26 protein-coding genes are annotated in these 18,040 nt (G+C 68.6%); 18 read left to right on the forward strand and 8 right to left on the reverse strand.

What is annotated here, in order from left to right; translation table 11 throughout:
- Window position 1: 1 nt before the first annotated feature.
- The 7 genes from C4J65_RS19735 to C4J65_RS19765 all read left to right on the forward strand — a co-directional run bounded on the left by C4J65_RS19735 (window position 2) and on the right by C4J65_RS19765 (window position 5,359).
- Window positions 2-664 (forward strand): hypothetical protein, encoded by a 663-nt coding sequence (locus C4J65_RS19735; protein WP_115743596.1) that lies wholly within the window; start codon window positions 2-4, stop codon window positions 662-664.
- Window positions 661-1,266, forward strand: a complete 606-nt coding sequence (locus tag C4J65_RS19740; protein ID WP_115743597.1) for a hypothetical protein — start codon at window positions 661-663, stop codon at window positions 1,264-1,266. Before C4J65_RS19735 ends, C4J65_RS19740 begins: the two co-directional genes overlap by 4 nt.
- Before the next feature lie 240 nt (window positions 1,267-1,506).
- A complete protein-coding gene (locus C4J65_RS19745) occupies window positions 1,507-1,806 on the forward strand; it encodes a WXG100 family type VII secretion target (protein WP_240330467.1) in 300 nt (99 codons plus the stop codon).
- Between the two features lie 271 nt (window positions 1,807-2,077).
- Window positions 2,078-2,377: a hypothetical protein gene (locus C4J65_RS19750; protein ID WP_115743598.1), complete on the forward strand. Its 300-nt coding sequence runs from the start codon at window positions 2,078-2,080 to the stop codon at window positions 2,375-2,377.
- Window positions 2,378-2,379: 2 nt separating this feature from the next.
- Window positions 2,380-3,630: an enoyl-CoA hydratase/isomerase family protein gene (locus C4J65_RS19755; protein WP_115743599.1), complete on the forward strand. Its 1,251-nt coding sequence runs from the start codon at window positions 2,380-2,382 to the stop codon at window positions 3,628-3,630.
- 52 nt (window positions 3,631-3,682) lie between these two features.
- Entirely contained in the window at window positions 3,683-4,597 is a 915-nt protein-coding gene (locus C4J65_RS19760) for a hypothetical protein (protein ID WP_115743600.1), read from the forward strand.
- 192 nt (window positions 4,598-4,789) lie between these two features.
- Window positions 4,790-5,359: a hypothetical protein gene (locus C4J65_RS19765; protein WP_240330468.1), complete on the forward strand. Its 570-nt coding sequence runs from the start codon at window positions 4,790-4,792 to the stop codon at window positions 5,357-5,359.
- A gap of 110 nt (window positions 5,360-5,469) precedes the next feature.
- Here C4J65_RS19765 and C4J65_RS36730 read toward each other — a convergent pair whose 3' ends face one another.
- From C4J65_RS36730 to C4J65_RS19780, 4 genes are all read right to left on the reverse strand, one after another.
- Window positions 5,470-5,763 carry a hypothetical protein gene (locus C4J65_RS36730; protein ID WP_240330469.1) on the reverse strand — a complete coding sequence of 98 codons (294 nt, stop codon included), beginning with the start codon at window positions 5,761-5,763 and terminating at the stop codon, window positions 5,470-5,472.
- 63 nt (window positions 5,764-5,826) lie between these two features.
- A complete protein-coding gene (locus C4J65_RS37075; protein WP_275898162.1) occupies window positions 5,827-5,952 on the reverse strand; it encodes a hypothetical protein in 126 nt (41 codons plus the stop codon).
- Between the two features lie 162 nt (window positions 5,953-6,114).
- Entirely contained in the window at window positions 6,115-7,137 is a 1,023-nt protein-coding gene (locus C4J65_RS19775) for a hypothetical protein (RefSeq protein ID WP_240330637.1), read from the reverse strand.
- 59 nt (window positions 7,138-7,196) lie between these two features.
- Window positions 7,197-7,868 (reverse strand): hypothetical protein, encoded by a 672-nt coding sequence (locus C4J65_RS19780; RefSeq protein WP_162833254.1) that lies wholly within the window; start codon window positions 7,866-7,868, stop codon window positions 7,197-7,199.
- Between the two features lie 211 nt (window positions 7,869-8,079).
- Between C4J65_RS19780 and C4J65_RS36735 the strand changes: the two genes are divergently transcribed.
- Entirely contained in the window at window positions 8,080-8,271 is a 192-nt protein-coding gene (locus tag C4J65_RS36735) for a hypothetical protein (protein ID WP_240330470.1), read from the forward strand.
- Window positions 8,271-8,642 (forward strand): hypothetical protein, encoded by a 372-nt coding sequence (locus C4J65_RS19785; RefSeq protein ID WP_240330471.1) that lies wholly within the window; start codon window positions 8,271-8,273, stop codon window positions 8,640-8,642. Before C4J65_RS36735 ends, C4J65_RS19785 begins: the two co-directional genes overlap by 1 nt.
- A gap of 111 nt (window positions 8,643-8,753) precedes the next feature.
- On the opposite strand, the gene C4J65_RS19790 is transcribed toward C4J65_RS19785, so the two are convergent.
- Window positions 8,754-9,638, reverse strand: coding sequence for a hypothetical protein (locus C4J65_RS19790; protein WP_240330472.1), 885 nt, complete (start codon window positions 9,636-9,638; stop codon window positions 8,754-8,756).
- Window positions 9,639-10,154: 516 nt separating this feature from the next.
- On the opposite strand from C4J65_RS19790, the gene C4J65_RS19795 reads away from it, so the two are divergent.
- The 9 genes from C4J65_RS19795 (at window position 10,155) to C4J65_RS19835 (ending at window position 16,869) form a co-directional block, all read left to right on the forward strand.
- A complete protein-coding gene (locus tag C4J65_RS19795; RefSeq protein WP_115743604.1) occupies window positions 10,155-10,874 on the forward strand; it encodes a hypothetical protein in 720 nt (239 codons plus the stop codon).
- Between the two features lie 18 nt (window positions 10,875-10,892).
- Window positions 10,893-11,765 (forward strand): hypothetical protein, encoded by an 873-nt coding sequence (locus C4J65_RS19800; RefSeq protein WP_115743605.1) that lies wholly within the window; start codon window positions 10,893-10,895, stop codon window positions 11,763-11,765.
- A complete protein-coding gene (locus C4J65_RS19805; protein WP_115743606.1) occupies window positions 11,762-13,069 on the forward strand; it encodes an ATPase, T2SS/T4P/T4SS family in 1,308 nt (435 codons plus the stop codon). Before C4J65_RS19800 ends, C4J65_RS19805 begins: the two co-directional genes overlap by 4 nt.
- 82 nt (window positions 13,070-13,151) lie before the next feature.
- Window positions 13,152-14,144: a type II secretion system F family protein gene (locus C4J65_RS19810; protein WP_240330638.1), complete on the forward strand. Its 993-nt coding sequence runs from the start codon at window positions 13,152-13,154 to the stop codon at window positions 14,142-14,144.
- Window positions 14,141-15,061 (forward strand): type II secretion system F family protein, encoded by a 921-nt coding sequence (locus tag C4J65_RS19815; RefSeq protein ID WP_003974413.1) that lies wholly within the window; start codon window positions 14,141-14,143, stop codon window positions 15,059-15,061. Before C4J65_RS19810 ends, C4J65_RS19815 begins: the two co-directional genes overlap by 4 nt.
- Before the next feature lie 98 nt (window positions 15,062-15,159).
- Window positions 15,160-15,420 carry a hypothetical protein gene (locus tag C4J65_RS19820; protein ID WP_016326983.1) on the forward strand — a complete coding sequence of 87 codons (261 nt, stop codon included), beginning with the start codon at window positions 15,160-15,162 and terminating at the stop codon, window positions 15,418-15,420.
- Between the two features lie 172 nt (window positions 15,421-15,592).
- Window positions 15,593-15,973, forward strand: coding sequence for a TadE family protein (locus tag C4J65_RS19825; RefSeq protein ID WP_202493508.1), 381 nt, complete (start codon window positions 15,593-15,595; stop codon window positions 15,971-15,973).
- Window positions 15,974-16,411: a TadE/TadG family type IV pilus assembly protein gene (locus C4J65_RS19830; protein ID WP_115743608.1), complete on the forward strand. Its 438-nt coding sequence runs from the start codon at window positions 15,974-15,976 to the stop codon at window positions 16,409-16,411.
- Window positions 16,408-16,869, forward strand: a complete 462-nt coding sequence (locus C4J65_RS19835; RefSeq protein WP_109035685.1) for a pilus assembly protein TadG-related protein — start codon at window positions 16,408-16,410, stop codon at window positions 16,867-16,869. The genes C4J65_RS19830 and C4J65_RS19835 overlap by 4 nt, the downstream gene beginning before the upstream one ends.
- A 22-nt stretch (window positions 16,870-16,891) precedes the next feature.
- On the opposite strand, the gene C4J65_RS19840 is transcribed toward C4J65_RS19835, so the two are convergent.
- From C4J65_RS19840 to C4J65_RS19850, 3 genes are read right to left on the reverse strand one after another with little or no spacing between them, the layout of a single operon-like run.
- On the reverse strand, window positions 16,892-17,359 hold the full coding sequence (locus tag C4J65_RS19840; protein ID WP_115743609.1) for a hypothetical protein: 468 nt from the start codon (window positions 17,357-17,359) through the stop codon (window positions 16,892-16,894).
- Window positions 17,307-17,681: a hypothetical protein gene (locus C4J65_RS19845; RefSeq protein ID WP_115743610.1), complete on the reverse strand. Its 375-nt coding sequence runs from the start codon at window positions 17,679-17,681 to the stop codon at window positions 17,307-17,309. The genes C4J65_RS19840 and C4J65_RS19845 overlap by 53 nt, the downstream gene beginning before the upstream one ends.
- A 2-nt stretch (window positions 17,682-17,683) precedes the next feature.
- Complete coding sequence (locus C4J65_RS19850) at window positions 17,684-18,025, reverse strand: hypothetical protein (protein ID WP_115743611.1); 342 nt, start codon at window positions 18,023-18,025, stop codon at window positions 17,684-17,686.
- Window positions 18,026-18,040 lie beyond the last annotated feature (15 nt).

Consider the following 18,040-nt stretch of genomic DNA (forward strand, 5'->3'; position numbering starts at 1 on the left):
CATGACCGCACCGGACGATCCCGCTCCGCTGGATGAGACCTTCGAGTGCACCTTCGAATTCCAGCCCGGCTGGATCGATCTCACCCTGCACGACGGGACCAAGTCAGAGGCCAAGGCGCTGGCCACGGAGGTCGTGAACCGGCTCAATCCACTGGGCCTGGAGATCGAGAAGAGCGCGGTCTTCGACGACATGGTCGAGCGGGCCGTGGACCTCAACGACGACGTGCCCACCCTCGCGGCGGCGTATTACTCGGAGGCGGGGGAGGCCCTGGCCAACCTCACGGTCGACTCGTACGGAGACGAGGGCGTCGCCCGCCCCGGCCCGGACGAGGTCGTCCCGTTGCTGCTGCAGTGGGGAAACGCGGAGGTCACCGGCACGCCTCAGATCACTCACCTCGAGCTGGCGGCGGGGCCTGCCGTGCGCATCCAGGCGATGCTCAAGGTCAAGCGGATGCTCGGCTTCGGTCGCAAGCTGACCGAGTTCGTCAAGTACGCCGTCTTCCCGCCCGGCATGGAGAGTCTCGTCGTCGTCACGGTGACCTGGGAGAAGATCGCCCTCACGGAGCAGATCACCGAGCTGGCCGACGAAGCGGTGCGGACCATGCGGATCACTCCGCTCCCGACGGGAGGCGCCTCGACGTCCGCGGACGGGGGCACGGCATGAAGACGGCCGACCAGTTCCCCTCGCCGCCCACGGACTACAACGTCGTCGTCCCGGACGGCTGGTTCCAGCTCGCGCTCGAACCGGACGATCGTGACCGCGGCATCGTGGCGCTCGCCGAGCTGACGTTCCGTGGCCAGGACAACGCCCCGCACCTCAAGAAGCAGTTCATGCAGGACCTCCAGCGGAAGGCGAAAGACGCCTACCAGGTCGGCGGCACGGAGCTCTACCTCTCCACGATGACCGTCGGCCCCGTGCCCCTGGCGTCCTCACTCCTCATCAGTGTCCCCGGCCCCGGCGAGTGGCCCGAGACCTCGGACGCCGCGGCGCTGGCCGAGCACTTGGCCGGCCGCCGCCGCGACGAGGAGATCAGCGTGGTGGAACTGACCGCGGCGGGAAGGGCGGTCCGCCACCGCCGACGCGAAGCACCCGATCCCGCGAGGCAGTCGGGCAACACCCTGCCGACGACGACCCTCACCTACTACGTGCCGATTCCCGCCACCACGCGCTGGCTGCTGCTGAACTTCTCGACACCCATCGATCAGCTCGCGGACCAGATGGTGGCGCTGTTCGACACCGTGGCGGGGACGCTGCACTGGGGCTGACCTGCGGTGAGTGAGCGGGGCGAGACCACCGGTCGGGCTTCGGGGCTCCTCGCTGCACTGAGGCCGCCTTCACTGGCCGATTTGTGCACCGGTTCACGCTTCCGCCGCCGGGCATCCCTGTCGTCCCAAGTGCCTCACCCGTAGGATCTTTGCTCTAGCGGACGGCCCGTGGACGTGGGGGCGGACCGCTTCAGTCACGCCACGGGGGAAGGCCCTGAGGCGATGGGAGGGAGAGCTGTCATGGCGAAGGACACAGACCTTACTTACGCCGAGATGGAGAAGAAGGCCACCGACCTCATCAAGGCGATGGGCGACATGGAAGACATGTTGAAGGCCATCGAGAAGGGTGTGGAGGAGCTGGTCGCGAACGGCTTCACCACGCAGAAGGCCTCCGGCGCGTACGACGAGTCCATCAAGGACTTCACCAAGGGCGCGGCCAAGACCGTCAAGGGCCTGGAGGGCCTGTCCAAGTTCCTCACCAACGCCAAGAAGGCGTACGAGGACCTGGACGAGCAGCTGGCGAAGAGCGCCAAGGGTTGATCAAACCGATACCCGCAGGCTGAGCGGAGCGGGTGCGACGGGAGGCATCGCGTTCCCGTCGCACCCTCGTCTTCGGGGTTCGGTGCTTCTGGTCCCGTGGTTCGCAGTATGGCGCATCAAGCGCAGGATCAGCCTTCAGCGGGAGCGAACCGCTGGTGATGGGAAGAACGGCTGTACCAATGCAGCAGGAACTGGCCGGCTGTGCCGCCGAGGGTGGCTCGGGATTTCGCGGACCACCTGCCCTACGGCACCAGGGATTCTGGAAGAACGCATGAGTGACCTGAACCTTGACGACACCATCTTTCAGCACTTGAAGACAACCTTTTCCACCATCAGTGACCGCATGGACGCCGCCCGCCGAAGCCTGCGAGGCGCGGACGCCTCTGCTGTCGGGGAGAGCCAGCTCGTCGAGGACGTACAGGATTTCGCCGACGAATGGGCGTACGGCATCAAGCAGCTCGGTAAGCACACACAAGGTGCCGTGAAGATGATCAACATGATCGGTGACTCATTCGCCAAACTGGATCTGGATCTGGCCGAGTCGCTGAAGACCAAGAAGAAGGGCAAGTGAGCGTGGCCGGAAGGCGTCCTGCCTTCCCTCACATCGGATGGGATCCAACTCCGGGTGACGTCGACGACACCCGTGAACTTGCCAAGAAGCTTGGGAGCCTCGCAGGTGACCTGGGTACTGCGGTCAGGGAACTGGAGCGCATTGAGTGCGGCGCCTGGAAAGGGAAGACCGCGGTCGCCTTCACCGAGTACATAGGTGAAGACGTCACTCCTCTCATCCGCAAGAGCTACGAGTCCTTCGACAAAGCCTCACGTGCCCTGCACCGCTGGTCCAACGAGCTGAAGGACTTTCAGGACGAGGCAAACCGACTGGAGAAGTCCGCCGGCGAGAAGCTCGACGACAGGGCCAAGGCCGAGGCGAAGGCAGATGGCAAGGGCAGCAAAGAACTCGGCGAGGCATCCAGCGCTGTCGACGGAGTGATCCAGAAGGTTCGAGACCTGGAGGGGCGCTACAAGGAGGCCGCTCGGCAGATCAGCAAGGAACTGGACAAGGCGGCCGACATCGCGCCGGACGAGCCGGGTTTCTGGGACAAACTCGGCAAGGGCATCGCCGACGCCTGGGACGCCACCGGTGACTGGCTGAAGGAGCACGCCGACCTGATCAAGGCGATCGGCGATGTGCTGAGCGACATCACGGCGGTGCTTGGCATGCTGGCCATCATCACCCTGCCGTTCCCGCCTCTCGCCGCGATCTTCGGAACGGCAGCCCTCATCGGCAGTGGTCTCGCGCTGGCGACTCATGGAGTGGCCATGGCGGCCGGGGCGGATGTGAGCTGGGTGACGATGGGCACGGATGCACTGGGATTGCTGCCGGGCATCGGCATGTTCGGCAAGGGGGTGAAAGTTGTCGGGGAGTCGGCCAGGGCCGCCAGGGGTTTGTCGGCAGCCAAAGTCGGTGCATTGGGTAAAGGGTTCCAGTCCACAAACCTTGGCACCTCACGTGTTCTGGTTGCTTTCGGAAAGACGTCCAAGATCGTCGACGGCGGGCTCGGCAAGGCTGGGCTGGTGAAGATCGGCGGCAAGGGCAACTTCGTTCACGAGGTCGCGCATGCCAGCAGTGGACTCAAGTCGCGTATGGGTGGTCTCGTGAGTGCGGGTTATCACGAGGGACAGTGGCTGGGTACGAAGGGAATCAATACCTTCTTCAAGGGCAATATGGACCCGTTCAGCGGGCTCGGTAGAACCGTCGACGCAGGACTGAAGATCGCTCCCAAGGTGGCGACGCACATCACCAGCGCGGTTTCGGGAGATTAGCCTTGAGGGCGGGAAGCACATTGGACGCTGTCGTCGGAAGGGGAAGATGCGAGTGAACGTGTGGCAGCCGGAAGCCGGAGAAACGCTCCTCGCGCGCGCGCCCGTGACCTTTGCGACGGGTGCGGCGCCGCCAGTGAGAGGGATGCGTTGGTTTCGCGACACGGAGCGCAACGACATCCAGCACGAGCTTCAGGGGTGGCCGGAAGGCCCCTCCTTCACTCCTCGGTCAACCGGCAACACCATGGCGCGCCGGTTGTTGAAAGGCACCGCAAAGGTCACCGGAGTGACCGTCATGGCGGCCCTGAGCGCCGCGGGAGGCAACATCGCCACCCCCTCGTCCGCTGATTCCGGATCGGACACACCCGATGACCCGGCCAACGAGGTCGATGACTTCCCCGTCATGTGGGCCGCGCAAGGAACCATCGGTAGAACGCTTCCCTGGCAGCTGGATCCGGGGCGTGTGAATCAGAAGTACTGGCGGACACATCTCATCGTCACTGACCGCAGGATCCTTGTCGTCGAACTTCCCTACGACGGGAAGGACCAGGAAGCGATCGATGACGAGGTCATCTGGCAAGCCTCACGCACTGACATCCGTGCGGTCGAGCTGAAGAACTTCAAAGACGGCAATGATTTCACAATCATTTTTTCGGATGATTCTTGGTGCAGATTGAGCTGTCGTTCTCGAAGGCAATTGACTCGATATCTGATGCGGGTGCCGGTGTTGCTCGCTGTGGCTGATCTGAATCAGCGACAGCGGAAGGCTGTTCTGGATTACGCGGAAGAAATCGAAATGCCGGGTTCCGTTTTTCCCGTTATCACGCAAAATTCGTGCGGCCACTATAATGTCGACATCCTTCTTCCTAGTCGACTCACCTCTGCCTTCGGGGCATCCGAGGAAAGCCTCGTCCTGGATGGAGAAGGGCGCGACATCGATGTCTCGGAGTATCACCCCGAAGATTTCTGAGAGTTGCTACTACTCCCTTCCCTACTCGATGCAACGGTTCATATGACTCCCACTGCTGGTTCCTCCGCCCTCACCGTTCCGCCTATATCGTCGGCTGAGCCTCCACCCGTCTGGTTTCTGACACCCGAGGGATTCTTCGCGCTGCCGTTGGCCGATGACCCCGCGGAGCGGGTCGAACGAGCGGAATCCTTCGTGCGGCAGCTCTACTCTCGTGGCAGCGAGGAGATCTGGGCTCCTGCCGCCCCCACCTACGCGACCTTGGCCGAGAGGATCGGGGACACTGGTGTGTCCTACGCGGCCCTGGGGTTGTTCTCCACCTCGGAGGAGGAACGCACCCCCACCGGCGACGTCGCCAGGCACGACCTCTCCGAGGGAGCCGCCCAGTGTGCGTTCACTCTGGCGGCCGTCCCCACTGAGCAGGAGGCCGGCGCCGTCGACGTCGTCGCTCAGGGCATTGTGGCCGCCCTGTCCAAGGACACGTTCAACGACGTGCAGTGGCTGGACCTCCCCTGCGGACCAGCGGTCTCCTGCGTCACATGGCGGCAGTACCAACTCGGCCCCGAGGTCACGGCTGCAGCTGAGCCGACCGACTTCGTCACCGCCGAGATACAGGTCCATGTGCCCTTCCCGACCGGCCCGTTCACCGCGGTGTTCACGCTGGTTACGGCATCTACCGATCACTGGACCCAGTTCGTCGACATGATGGGGGGCATCCTTCAGACGGTTTCCTTCGCGGATCCGGTCGAGGCCCTCACCGAGTAGCCCGTCGTCGACCTCGCCCGAGTTTGTTGTTTCCGTCGGTCGACTGCGCTGTTCAAGTCGGGTGGGTCGGCGACGGTCTCACCCTTTGAGTTCGTTTTCGGCGGCGTTGGTCAGTCCGTCCCAGGAAGCCGGAGGGTCCGCGCGAAGTCGTCCAGTGCCTCCATTGCCGCGGCGATCACTTCGGGGGCGCTGTCCGGGACCGGAACGAAATACTCGACCCGGCGGTGAGCGACGTCGACGCCTTGGGCCGCGTCGGCAGGCACCTCCCGCTCCGAGCGCAGGGCCGCGGTGTCGTCGAGCGTGCGCGTCTCGGGACATGGAGTTACGGAGGCGAGTGCCGCCAGGGCCGCGTCCGGGCTGCCGACGGGCCCGACCCGTGGAATGTCGATCGGCGCGGAGGCCACGACCGAAACGGGAAGTGCGACGCCGTGAAGGCGTTCGGTAGGGAGGTGGAGGGTCATTCCCTCCTAGGCCCTGGCCCGGCGCGCGACCTTCTTCATCTCCTGGGTGAGCTTCAGCCGTGCCTTCGGAATGTCGTCCTTGGGGAAGCCCACGGGTAGTTGTGCGAAGGCCTTGCGGACGATGTGGTCCATCGCCTCCTGGGTGCCTGTGCGCAGCGGAATGACATCCCAGCCGGGTGGCGGCACGAGGTTTGCGTGCTGGGGCGTACGTCGTGGGACCGTCTCGCACCAGGTGGCACATTCGGCCCGAGAGCAAGTTGTGGCCTCACGGCCTCTGCGTGCCCGTGGATCTCATCAGCGATTGACCGCCTGGATTTCCTGCACCGTGACGGCCTGGGCGTTGTCGAAGGTGCCGTCGGGGAGGTCGCCGCCCGCGCCGCCGGTGCCGGTCCAGGCGATCTCCCAGGTGATGGTGGCCTGGAGGTCGAAGGTGCCGTCTCCGGAGGAGCGGAGGTACTTGATGCCGCAGGGCGGGGTCCGGTCGGCCTTGCCCTTGGCGTAGGGCTCGCCGATCGAGCCGTCGTCGTTGATCGTGCACTCGCCGGACGCCGGATACGTCTCGGCATCCGGGGTGCCCGGCTCCAGCTTGAGTGACACGGGCTTAGCGGTGGTCGTGGCCGTGAGGGCGAAGCCGGGGGCGTTGATGGCGGCCGTGGCCTGGACCTCGTGGAAGTCGGCCTTGTCGAGCCAGGCCCAGGTCGGCAGGTTCACCTTCGTGGTCCCGGCGGGGGCGAGGGTGACGTCGGTGCCGGGCAGCTCCATGTGCTGGTACGCGAGGGCGGCGAGTATCTCCGGCGTGATGGCCTCCTCGTACTGGGGCGGCGGGGCCTCGCCGTTGTCGACCCAGAACGGGAGGTCGGTGCAGGAGTTGCGCTTCAAATAGTCGGGCTCGTTCGGATTCTCGACGCCGGCCCAGAACATTCCCTCGCCGTCCTTGGCGACGTTGTAGTCCTTGTAACCGGGGGTGTCCGTCCAGCCGTACTCGTCCTCGTAGTGCGCCTTCGTCTGGCCGATCGCCGCGGCGGGAGTCCCGGTCATGCCGGGTGCGCTCGCGGCCTCCTTTATCTCGGCGGACATCTTCTCCTTGAAGTCCTTGGCGCCGAGGTAGGGGGCGTACCAGCAGGGTGGGGGAGTCCAGTTGACGTCGGCGGACGTCAAGTTTCCGGTGCCGCCGTTCGGGGCGACGGAACCGGAGTACGTGATGCGTGCGGCGGCGTAGATGCCCGTTTTGTCGCCGCCGCCTTCTTGCTCGGCGTTGCCGCCCTTGCCGGTGTCCACTGGTTCCGCGGTGGCGTTCGGGGCAGCGAGCAAGATCATGCCGGTCGCGGCGGTCAGGGCAGCGACGCTGCTGCCGAAGAAGCCTCGCCGTGGTCTCCTCACTGGCACTTCTTGGCCTCCGTCTCGACGAACACCTTGGACGCCTGCCACAGGCCGTCACCAGTGGGGTACTTGGTCATGATGATCTTGTAGTAGTTGAAGTCCTTGAGGCTGGGCTCGGACTTCAGCACCTTCCCCGTTTTGACTTCTTTTCCGTAGAACTTCCCGGTGTCCGCACAGAATGCGACCTCAACCGAGTTGCCGTTCGGGGCAGATCGTGTGGTGGCGTCGTAGTGACGGCGGGTGCCGGTGCCGGTCCAGCCGCCCTTGATCCACTCGTTGATCTGCGTCTCGGCGTAGTGGATTCCGTCCCCCGTGGCGTAGGCGGCCAGGGCGGCGTCCTTGGTCGTGCGCTTGTCGACGCCTCGGTAGATGGCGCGCAGGTAGTTCGCGGCATCGTCCATCGCGGCCGCTTCGTTCTTGTCCTTCGGCTTGTCCCAGTCGAAGACGAGGTTCATGTCCTTCGGAAGGGACAGGTCCACACCGTCCGGCTTGTCCTCCGCCGGTGCGGCCGAAGACTCGGCTGGCTCGCTCGGGGTCGCAGACCCCTGGTCCGCTCCCGCGATCTTGTCGTTGTCGCTGGACTTGTCGTCCCCGCCCCCGCAGGCCGTCAACAGCAAGGCGGCTGAGGCGGCGAGCGCGGCAGCAACGGGCAAAGAGCGGCGCTTCACAGTGGACTCCCCGTGAGACAGAAGTGCGGTCAAGGCCACTGACGCTATCGACGGGGTTCCTGGTTTCGCCAGTGTGAACCGCGTCAGGGATCGTTACCGTGCTCGGGACGTGCGGGGAACCAGTGAGGGGCGAAGGGGCACGTGACCGACGTCATGGCCGGGAAAGGTGGGACCGGGCGTATGGCGAGGGCGTGAGCGGGGGAGTGGGCAGGTGCAGCAGGAGCAGGATCGCCGTAACCGGGTGCGGGTGCGGGACGGGGCCGTACTCGGGCTGTTCCTCGTCGTCGCGGGCGCCGTCGTCTTCCTCGGTTTCGGGGGCGCGCGGTGGGCCGCCCGGGAGAGCGCGCACGCTCTGTACGGGCTGCCGGGGGTGCCTGGAGTGCCGGGGGAGTGCTGGGGCTGATGACTCTTCTGGGTTGCGGTGGCGCTCTGTCGGAGAGGTTCGGCAGTCCGGTCCCTGGCGACTCGGGCAAGGCGTCCGGGATGCTGCGCGGCATGGTCCGCGGGGTGTGCTACGTCGCTGCCGTCGCGCCGCCCCTCTTCCTGCTCAGCGGGTTGCGGGGCAAGAACTGCCGGTCGTACGAGCCAGGTTGTTCGTACGTCCCGGGAACGGGCCCCGCGCTCCTCGTGTACGTCGGTTGCGTGGCCGTCCTGGGATGGCTCATCCACCGTCGGCGTCGTGCCGTCCTCGACGCGCGCCGTGCCCGGGAGCGTGAACGCCTGCGGAAGCTGCGCAAGAAGGGCAGGGGGAAGAGCCGCACCGCCTCCCGGTAGGGATGGGCACGGCCGGAGAGGGAGATCACGCCCGTGGTGTCGCCCGCGGTGGCACCCGCCGCCGTGCCGTCGTCACGGGCGCGCCCTTGCTCCGTGGGCGGGAGAGAGCGGTCACTGCTGGTCGTCGAGCAGTGCGCGCAGCTGCGGGGAGAGCTCCGGTACGCGCCCGCCCGCTGCCTGTGCCGCCTCCAGCTCTTCGACGTACTTCAGGGCCTGCTCGCGCAGCTCCTCCTTCTCGCGGCCCTGGCGACGGCCCGCCAGCCAGACCCAGATGGCCACGGGGACGAGGAGGAGGGCCGCGTATCCGACCCCGGTGCCCACGGTGGCGGCCCAGGTCACGCCGCCCCCGCCGGCGAGGACCAGGAGCCAGCCCACCTCGTCGTGCCAGCCGCCCGCGTCCGCCACGCGCTCGTAGTAGGAGACGGCCCAGGGCTTCGGCGGTACGGCGACCGGTGCGGTGGCCGAGGGCGAGGGTGCCGTCTCCGTCTCCGCGGGGGCCTCCGGTGCCGGTTCCACCGGCGGGTACGTCGGGATCGGCGCCGCGCCCTTGCCGCCTCCGCCTCCGCCGGTCGTCCGGCCCTCCAGCCACGGCGGTATGTGCGCGAGCGGGATGCCGTGGGCGCGGGCGACGCCGAGGACCTCGCGGTAGCCGGCCAAGGGGCCGTTGCGCAGTGCGTGCTTCCACTGGGCCCGCGCGTGCACGAGCAGGGCCGCGCCGAGGACGGTCAGGCTGCCGGCCGCACCCAGTACGGCGAACAGGTGGGCGTCCAGCGCCGGGGACAGCGAGATCCCGAACGGCAGGAACATGCCCGCCATCAGCGTCAGCAGCCCCAGGTAGGCCGCAGGCCGGCGCTGTTCCGTCTCCAGGGACTTGCGGCGTTCGGCCAGCAGCGCCGTCACGGCCGCGTCGTCGGTGTAGTCGACGCCGTACCGGGCGCCGATGCCCCGCGCGGCCTCCCGTACCCGCGCGTCGGCTCTCAACGTGGCCCCGCTCACCGGAAGTAGCCCCATCCCAGTACCCCGTTCTCTCTGTGTACTCGTTCCCTCACTGATCCGAGCGAAGATCATGGCACGGGCGGTCGGGCCCCTCGTGAGTGAATCGTGCAGGGCTCATGGGTGCACCGTGACGAACCGCACCCGGATGGTGTCGGGCTCTGGCCGTTCTTGATTCGCGCGAGCACAGTGACAGAGTCTGCTTTACGCGCCTTGCTCAAAAGGGCTCCATCGATGCGAAGTTGCAGATGGGTAGCGGTGGACAGGGGGTGCGGGCAGGGGAGGGCATGCCTTGAGGGGCTTATGTGCGGCTGATACGGTGCGGTGGCTTGACACTCGCCTTACTGCTGGCTATTTGCCCAGGTCGGGCGGGTGCGTACGGGGATGCCCCGGGACGCCACCGGTCGGGCGGTCACGGGTGAAGTGTCCGAAACCGCAGACAATTCTGTGTACTTGGGCGCACGACGCCCGAGTGAATACGTGGCAGACGATTTTCTTGGTTGTACGGGGAGCGGTTGCGTGAAGATCCAGGAGCGTACGGGGGCGGGCGCGGGACGTTCCGCGGCTCCGGCTCAGCCGTCGGTCGGTGACCGGCTTCCCAGTCCTCCTCGCGAGCGCAAACCGGCGCTGGCCGCGCTGGCGGTGCTGCTGATCCTGCTGGGTGCGCTCGGCGCGACGATGCTGGTGCTCCAGGTCGGTGACCGGGTCGAGGCGATCCAGGTGACGGCGGACATCAAGCCCGGGGAGTCCATCACCGACGACAACATCAAGGTCGTCATGGTGAACGACGACTCCGGGGCCGACTTCGTGCCCTGGGAGCAGCGTGAGGGTCTGATGAAGCTTCAGGCCAAGTCCACGATCTACGACGGCACCGTCGTCGTGGGCCAGATGTTCGCCAAGAAGTCCGGCATGGAGCAGGGCAAGGCCACGGTCGGCGTCGCCCTCAAGGAGGGCCAGTACCCGAAGGGTCTGGAAGCGGGCGACAACGTCGCCGTCTACCGCGTCGGCGACAAGTCCACCGGCGGCGGGGACCAGGAAGGCTCCTCCGGGTCGGCCGGTGCCGACAGCTCGCTGCTGGTCGAGCGCGCGGTGGTCGAGGACGCCTCCGCCGCCTCGGGCGACAGCATCACCAGCACCAACCTGCCCGTCACGCTGACCGTCGACGCCGCCGACGCCGCGGCGCTGGCGCAGGCCGCGTCCGCGGGCGAGGTCGCCGTCGTTCTGATTCCCGGCAACTAGAAGGCGACCGAAGAAGCCATGGCCCTCATCGCCCTCGCCGCCGACAAGGGTTCCCCCGGCGTCACCACCGCGGCCGTCGCCCTCGCGGCGGTCTGGCCGCGCCGTGTCCTGCTCGCCGAGACGGACCCGGCGGGCGGCGACCTGGTGTACCGGTCGGCCGCCGCGCACGGCGGTCCGCTGAACCCGAACACCGGCATGCTGTCGATCGCCGCGACCGCCCGCCGAGGCCTCGTGCCCGACCAGCTCTGGGACCACGTACAGCCGCTCAGCGGCGGCCTGGAGGTGCTGGTCGGCCTCGGCATCTCCGAGCAGGCCGCCGGGCTCGCGGGCCTGTGGCCCACCCTCGGCCGGGCCTTCGCCTCCCTCGCCGACTCCCCGAACGCCCCCGCCGACGTCATCGCCGACTGCGGCCGGATCAGCGGGGACTCCCCGGCGACCGAGCTGTTCCCGCACGCCTCGCTCGTCCTCCTCATCTCCCGCACCGAGCCGGAGGCCATCGCCCGGGTCCGGGACCGTGCCGCCGCGCTGTCCAACAAGCTGCACGGCGGATCGCGGGGCGCCGCCGGCCTCGGCCTGCCGTTGGTCGGCGTCGTCCTCGTCGCCGACACGAACAACGCGGCCAAGCTCTCCGGCCAGGTCAACGACATGCTGGTGCACGCCCAGACCGGCGCCCGCGTGGTCGGCACCATCGCCGACGACCCGGCCGGCGCCGACCAGTTGGCCGGGCGCAGGCGCGGGCGGCTGGAGAAGTCGCTGCTCATCCGCTCGGCCCGCAAGGTCACCTCGGACCTGTACCAGCAGTTCGGCGCCGCCTGGTCCATGCCCGGCGGTCCCGGTGCCGCCGGTCCCGCCGGTCCCGGCATGTCCGGCCACGCGGGGGCCGGCCGATGACCGCTGTCGACCACTCATTGGTCAAGCGGTTCCGGCAGGACGCCGGCGACCGCATCTCCGAGCAGCGCCGCCAGGACCAGGTCAGCGGCGTCACGCCGATGTCCACCGAGGACGAACGGCACTACGCGCGCGCCGTCATCGCGCAGATACTCGAGGAGTACGCCCGCGCGGAGATCAACGGCGGGCGTACGCCGCTGGACGCGGAGACGGAGGAGGCGTACGCGGCCGCCGTGCACGCCGCGCTCTTCGGCGTCGGCCGGCTCCAGCCGCTCCTCGACGACCCCGAGGTCGAGAACATCGACATCAACGGGTGCGACCACGTCTTCGTCGGCTACTCCGACGGGCGCGAGACGCGCGGCGAGGCCGTCGCCGAGACCGACGAGGAGCTCATCGAGCTGATCCAGATCCTCGGCGCCTACTCCGGCCTGTCCTCCCGCCCCTTCGACTCCGCCAACCCGCAGCTGGACCTCAGGCTGCCGGACGGTTCGCGTCTGTCGGCGGTCATGGACGTCACCCGGCGCCCGGCGCTCTCCATCCGCCGCGCCCGCCTGGGCAAGGTCTTCATCTCCGACCTGGTCGGCAACGGCACCCTCACCCCCGAGCTGGGCCACTTCCTGGCCTGCGCGGTCCGGGCCCGCAAGAACATCATGATCGCGGGCGCCACCAACGCCGGAAAGACGACACTGCTGCGCGCCCTCGCCAACGAGATCCCGCCGCACGAGCGGCTGATCACGGTGGAGCGCGCGCTGGAGCTGGGCCTCGACACCTTCCCCGAACTCCACCCCAACGTCGTCGCGTTCGAGGAGCGGCTGCCCAACTCCGAGGACCAGGGCGCCATCACCATGGCGGAGCTGGTCCGCCGTTCGCTGCGCATGAACCCCTCCCGCGTCATCGTCGGTGAGGTGCTCGGCGACGAGATCGTCACCATGCTGAACGCGATGTCGCAGGGCAACGACGGCTCGCTCTCCACGATCCACGCCAACAGCTCGCACGAGGTCTTCAACCGCATCTCCACGTACGCCCTCCAGGCGACCGAGCGGCTGCCGATCGAGGCCAGCCAGATGCTGGTGGCCGGCGCCGTCAACTTCGTCGTCTTCGTCCAGCGGCGCAACGACTTCCAGAGCGGCGGCCGCCTCCAGCGCATGGTCACCTCGGTCCGCGAGGTCAACGGCGTCGACGGCCGCGTGCTGTCCAGCGAGGTGTTCGCCGAGACGCCGGACGGCCAGGTCGTCCCGCATGCCCCCATCGCCTGCCTGGAGGAACTCATCGCCTACGGCTACCGGCCCAACGGAACGTGGGGGTGACGGGGAAATGGAGACGACGACGGAGACGACGACGGGGATGACGACCACCACGACACTCGCGGCACTGGACTCGCTCGGCTCCATGGGCGGGCTGTTCTCCACCACGGTCCTGTTCGCGCTCGGCTGCGGCGTCGCCGTCGGCGGCGGCCTGGCCCTCTTCCTCGTCGCCGTACGCGGACTCCCCGCCAAGCCCGAGCACGAGAAGCGGCAGGCCAGCGAGCGCGTCAACGAGCTGATCCGCTGGGCGGGCCGGCGCGGCTCCGCCGCGGCCCTCGTCGGCCTCGTCGTCCTGCTCCTGACCCGCTGGGCGGTGCTCGGCATCGCCGCCGGTGTCCTCGTCTTCTTCTGGGACCGCCTCTTCGGCGGCGCCGCCGAGGAACGCGCCGCCATGAAGCGGGTGGAGGCCCTCGCCTCGTGGACGGAGTCGCTGCGGGACACCATCGCGGGCGCGGTCGGCCTGGAGCAGGCCATCCCGGCCTCCGCCCGAGCCGCCGCGCCCGTACTCCGCCCCCACCTGGATTCCCTGGTCGACCGGCTGCGCTCGCGCACCCCGCTGCCCGAGGCGCTCCAGCACCTCGCCGACGAGATCGACGACGCGTCCGCCGACATCATCGTCGCGGCCCTCATCCTCAACGCACGCCTGCGCGGCCCGGGCCTGCGCCAGGTCCTCGGCGCGCTCGCCAAGTCGGCGCGCGAGGAGGTCGACATGCGCCAGCGCGTGATGGCGCAGCGCGCGTCGACCCGCCGGTCGGTGCAGATCGTGGTCGCGGTCTCGGTCCTCTTCGTCCTCGGCCTGTCCATCTTCAACCGGGACTTCGTCGAGCCGTACGGCTCACCCGTCGGCCAGCTGGTCCTGGTCTGCGTGTGCGGCCTGTTCGCGCTGGGCTTCTGGTGGCTGCGCAAGCTGTCGACCATCGAGACCCCGGAGCGCTTCCTGGTCCGCGACGGCGCCGACGTCCAGTTCGTGCGCCCCCGCACGCCGGGCCAGCCGGGTCCCCCCGGTCAGCCCGTACAGCGCCTGCCGCAACCGTCCCAGCCGTCGCCGGCGTCTGGGGACGAGGGGGTACGACGATGAACCTGACCATGCCGGTCCTGGTCGGCGCCGTCACCGGCCTGGGCATCTACGCCCTGGTCCGTGCTCTGATGCCGAGCAGACGCAGCCCGATCCAGCAGGTCGCCCGCATCGACGCGATGCGGGCGCGCGGGGCGGCGTACGAGTCGTCCCGCGCGGCGAAGGACACCAGCCGTCTCGGCTCGCTGCGGGCCCAGGTCGGCGCCCGGGTCGCCGAGCTGTATCTCCAGCAGGGCTGGGAGCAGCGCTCGCTGCGCGCGGACCTGGCGGTGCTGGACCGCAGCTGGGAGAAGTTCCTGGCGACGAAGGCGCTGCTGGCGGTGGGCGGCCTGTTCTTCGGCCCGTTCCTGTTCGCGATCGTCTGGCAGCTGGGCTTCGGGGACAGCCCGATCATCCCGGTCTGGCTGGCCCTGCTCTGCGCGGCGCTCTTCTTCTTCCTCCCCGACCTGGAGGTACGCAGGGACGCCGCCGACAAGCGCCGTGACCTGCGGCGCGTGATCGGGGCGTACCTGGACCTGGTCTCCATGAGCCTGGCCGGCGGCCGGGGTCTGCCGGAGGCGCTGATGGCGGCGGCGGAGGTGTCGGACGGCTGGGCCACCCACCGCATCCGCAACGCGCTGGCCGACGCGCGCATCACGGGCATCAGCCAGTGGCAGGCGCTGGGGCAGCTCGGCGAGGACCTGGGCGTCGAGGAACTCAAGGACCTCTCCGCCTCCCTCGCCCTGGTGGCGGACGACGGTGCCAAGGTCCGCGAGTCCCTCGCCTCCCGCGCCGAGACCATGCGCCACCGTGAACTCTCCGAGATCGAGGGCAGCGCGGGCGAGAAGTCCCAGTCGATGCTCGTGGCCCAGCTCCTGCTGTGCGCCGGGTTCCTGGTGTTCCTGATCTATCCGGCGGCGATGCGGGTGTTCCAGGTGTGACGCAGTTTCCGGCGCACTCGCCGCACCCGCCGCAGCCCCGGTTCAGCAGCTCCGAGCCGCTTCGCTCCCAGAACTGACACGAGAGGACAGAACCCACCATGAACGGACGGAACCTCCGCACCGGCACCACGGGCATCGTGCCCGTCGACTTCCTGATCACCTTCCTGCGGGCCCGCGTGGAGCGCGCCCGCTCCGGCGAGCTGGACCGCGGCGCCTCCGCGGTCGAGTGGGTCATCATCTCCGCGGTCGTCGTCGCGATCGTCGGCGTGGTGGCCGCCATCATCAACGCCGCGCTCAGCGACGGCGCCAACAAGGTCGGCGACTGCATCAAGGGCGCGGACGCGGGCAAGACCTGCTGACCGGCCGACGCCAGGTTCTGACGGGGACGACGTGACGGGACAGACGGGGACGAGGACGCCGGGCGCTGTGCGCGGCGTGCTCAAGGGCGCACTCGGGGGCGTGCACAGACGGGTGCGCCGCAGGGTGGACGCAGCGCGGGAGGCCGCGACCACCCGCGGCGACGACTCCGGCATGACCGCGATCGAGTTCGTGCTGCTCACTCCGGTCCTGTTCTTCATGATCTTCGCGACGGTGCAGTTCGGTCTGTACTTCTTCGCGGACCACGTGGCGCAGGCCGCGGCCCAGGCGGGCGCGCGCAAGGCCCGCGCGACGGCGGACGCCCAGCCCGGCGCGTGGCGGGGCGAGGCCCGGGACGTGGTCGACAGCTACATCCGCCAACTCGGCCCGCAACTGGTCCTGTCCCCCGACGTGAAGATGGTCCAGCCGGAGCAGAACACGGTCGGGGTGGAGATCACGGCCCGTATCCCCACCGTCTTCCCCGGCCTGGACCTGACGGTGCACGCCCAGTCGATGGGCCCGGTCGAGCGCTTCGTGCAGGAGGGGGGCAACTAGATGAACCCCTTCCGCCGCAGCGGCGTTCGGCCGCTGCGCAACGAGGGTGACGACCGGGGGCTGTCCACCATCGAGGTGGTCATCCTGGCCCCCGTGATGATCCTCTTCATCCTCGTCCTGGTGGCCTTCGGTCAGCTCGTCGACGGCCGCGGCGCACTCGACGGCGCCGCCAGGGACGCGGCCCGCGCGGGCTCGATCCAGAAGGACCACGGTACGGCGATGGCGGAGGCGAAGAAGGCCGCCGAGGCCAACCTCGCGGACGTGTGCTCCGGCCCGGTCTCGGTCGTCCAGAAGAGCGCGGGCTTCGAACCGGACACCCTCTTCACGGTCGAGGTGAGCTGCGAGGTGCGCGGCCTGGACTCGATCGGCCTGAACATCCCCACGACCCTGTCGGCGACCTTCAGCTCCCCGCTGGACCCGTACCGGAGGACGGCGTGAGAACCCAGGTACGCGACTGGCTCGCGGACCGGCGCACCCGGCTGGACGACCGCGGCTCGGGCGCCGGCGCGGTCATCATCTTCGCGCTGGTCTTCCTGTCCCTGTCGGCCTTCGTCATCGACGGCGGCATGTCCATCTCCAAGCGCGAACGCGCGGCGGACATCGCCGAACAGGCCGCCCGCTACGCCGCCCAGGACATCGACCGCGAGGCCCTCTACGACGACGTGGGCGGCCCCGCCCCCATCAACTACGAGAACTGCAACGCCCGGGTCAAGGCCTTCGCCGCCGAGATGGACATGACCGGCGCGGACATCGCCGCGACCCACTGCGTCACAGCCGACGCGGCCCAGGTGCAGGTCGAGGTCCAGCTCACCTACTCCCCGGTCTTCACCGGCATGTTCTACGGCGGCGACGTGGTGGTCCACGGCGAGGCGGTGGCGGAGAACGAGGTGGGGTGAACGGCGAGCTGAGTGGCGGCGCTCAGTCCATGGGGATCCCGAGATCCCGGGTCAGGATGTCGACGAGCCTGGTTTCCGGGACCTCCGGTGGCCGGTGGCCCAGCTCTCTGACGCGCGCGACGAAGTCTCCGGGCAGAGCCAGGTGGTACCTGCCCACGTAGTACGCGAGATCCTCCCGCCAGAGCCAGACCCCGTCCGTGAGGAGGGAGCCGGCGCTCACCAGGACCGGCCCTTCGGGATCCAGCACGTCGGCCTGCGCGCCCATCTCCGACCAGATGCCGGAGCCTTGCCGGAGGTACTCGACGAGTCGTTGCCCGTCGCTGACCGCCGACGACCTGACCGCGTCCTTGATCGTGCCGTCGGTGGGGAACCCCCAGCCGGGCGAGAGCTCGTCGAAGAACCCGACGGCCCGGACCGTACGTGCCGCCCGGGTGCCCTCAGTCGGGCAGGGGGAGCCCTTCGGCCCGCGCGATGGCGAGTGCTCGTTCAACGCTGACCTCCGGGGCCGAGAAACGGAGCGAGACGGCGTGCCGGACGAATGCCGGTGGTGGCGCCACGCGATGCTGCCGGACGTGGTCTGCCCAGGCGAGGGGCCAGACCCAGCGTCCGTCGGTCATGACTCCCACACGTACGCGCACGTCAGCCGAGTCGGAGAACGGATCCGGCAGAGTGCCCGGTGAGAACAGGACGGGCTCCGCCTCCTCCAGGAATCCGGCCAGAGACTCGGCCAGCTCGTCGGAGAGAGTGCCGGGGGCGAAGTCGGACTCCAGCTGCGGCACGCCGACGAGATGCGGCACGGGCACCCTGACCATCGCTACTTGTCGCCGCCCTTGCCGCCCTTGCCGCCCCGCTTGTCCTCCGTCTTCACGGCGTCGTTGACCTGCTTGGTGAGTTCGTCGTCGAGCTTCTTGAACTCGCGGACCACGGCGTCGGACATGCTCGCGAGGGCGTCGAGCTGCTGGGTGATGTCCTCGCGGCCGTCCTCCCAGTTGGACTCGAAGTCGCCGAGGGCGTCGTTGACGCTGCCGTCGCCGATGTCGTCCTCGTAGGACTCGAAGAGCTTCGCCGTGTGGTTCAGCCGCGTCTTGAGCGACCGCAGCCGGCGCCCGTAGTCCTCCAGCTCGGTCAACGGGAGTGCGAGGTCGCTCTTGCCCATGGCCCGGAGTCCTCT

Origin of the sequence: Streptomyces sp. CB09001 (genome assembly GCF_003369795.1) — a bacterium.
Lineage (GTDB): Bacteria > Actinomycetota > Actinomycetes > Streptomycetales > Streptomycetaceae > Streptomyces.